Annotated in this window: 1 protein-coding gene; it reads right to left on the bottom strand. The window is 42.0% G+C overall.

Annotated elements, in window-relative coordinates; genetic code table 11:
- Window positions 1-22 precede the first annotated feature (22 nt).
- The gene (locus FEM33_RS24205; protein ID WP_139014555.1) at window positions 23-1618 is read right to left on the bottom strand and encodes an ISL3 family transposase; all 1596 of its coding nucleotides are present in this window, start codon (window positions 1616-1618) and stop codon (window positions 23-25) included.
- Window positions 1619-1685 lie beyond the last annotated feature (67 nt).

Genomic DNA, 1685 nt, shown 5'->3' with positions numbered 1-1685 from the left:
GGTTCTTCCCCACTTTTGGTGGTTAAGCAGGAGCAAGTACCAATCTTTTTCTGAGCAATTCAAAGCTTGCTCTTCCATACATCTGCCTTTTTATAGTCTTTAGTTTATTAACATTGCCTTCCACAGGCCCATTGCTCCATGGTAGTGATAAGGCACTTTCAGTTGCAGCATAATCAGTCAGTAGCCCTTCGGCAAATCTGAACATCTCTTTGATGCCGGAACTTTTTGCTTTGTCGATCCAATCTTTTAGCTTGCTTCCATTCTTGTTTGTCATAATCTGTCTATAAGCCCTGATCAGAGACAATGTTATAGTAAGCTCTGTTGACTTTTCACATACCTTTTGCAGCAATTCCCGCTGTCGATCTGTTAGTTTTTCCTCTGCTGTCAGAAAGATCATCGCCACCTTTGAAGGTTTAAAGCTCATTCTACCTGAATTAGGTAATTGTTGACGGCTGACCTTTTTACCCAAACGAATGCCATAATATATCAGAGCATCTGATAATGTGCTGTAAGCTCCATTGTAACCCCTTTCCTTCAATTCGGTCCACAATGTTTTCAGATAAAGATCCTTATTCTCCTGCATGCGCTGCCGGATGTAGGGAAAGTACTGTTCTACCATACCTTGATCATTATATATTTTTCGGGGTAAGATTTGCATCGCCATATACTTCTTTACCGTTTGTCTGTGCATGCCAAGTAACTTTGCCATTCTTTTTATGGAAAGGCCATCGTTCTGCAGCTTTTTCAAATAATCAAAACGTTGCTTCCTGATACCATCAGAAACTGGGGATGTGTCAGGATCTGACGTATTTAGGGGTTCTGTATAAAGGATTTCTTCGGTTTTTGTTATCTTGTTCATCCTGGCATACTCGCGGGTTATTATTTTATTGGCCGCTTCACCCAGGTTTTTCAATAAGTGCCAGCGGTCAGTTACTTGTAATGCCTGTGGTGCTCCGCTGGTAGCCCCTTTTATGTAGTTCCCGTATCTGTCCCGGGTGATTATTCCAATTCCTGGATGCACTTTTAACCACCTTTCAATGCTGCATGCTTCCCGATCATTGAGAATATCAATGATTCTTCTGTTTTCCAGATTGACCAGGATGCTGCCATACCTGCCCCTTTTTTTATATGCCCAGTCATCTATGCCCAATGCATATGGTGTTTCAGCTTCAGGAAGGTGCTCATTGTTTACGATCCTGAGTAGACTGGTGTCACTTATCTGTATGTTCATCAGTTTTGCGATTCTTTCGGCCAGCTTTCCACCGGTTTGCAGTGCCAGGTTAAGACATACATGATGCAACCGGGTGGTGCTTCGTCTATAAGGAAGAAAATGATTACAAAAGCGTTCAGTAAATATCTTTACCGGGCATTCATCCTGTAAACAATAAAATTTTCTTGCTTTAAGCAGTAAGGTGCACGGGTTTCCAAAGGCGGGCACATCCCTGAATTTTCTGGTATAATAACTATGTACCCGCTTAGATGGATTGCTACAGCCGGGACATAAGCAATTGTGCTGATTACTCTGCACGTAAATGCAGACTTGATTGCATTCTCTGGTAAGGGCTGTTACCTTAAATGTTTCAGCGGAAGAAGGAAAAATCAGACAAGTGGCATCCATGATAAGTCTGAACGCCTAAATGGTAATTTACAATGCACATACATACCACCAAAATTGGGGAAGAACC

Origin of the sequence: Dyadobacter flavalbus (genome assembly GCF_006149045.1) — a bacterium.
GTDB lineage: Bacteria > Bacteroidota > Bacteroidia > Cytophagales > Spirosomataceae > Dyadobacter > Dyadobacter flavalbus.
Note: the sequence above shows the minus strand (reverse complement) of the source record. Positions and strands in the feature narration are given on the sequence as shown.

What these genes read in the sequence shown, in the direction of transcription:
- FEM33_RS24205 (WP_139014555.1), bottom strand. Translation starts at nt 1,618, where the DNA reads ATGGATGCCACTTGTCTGATTTTTCCTTCTTCCGCTGAAACATTTAAG.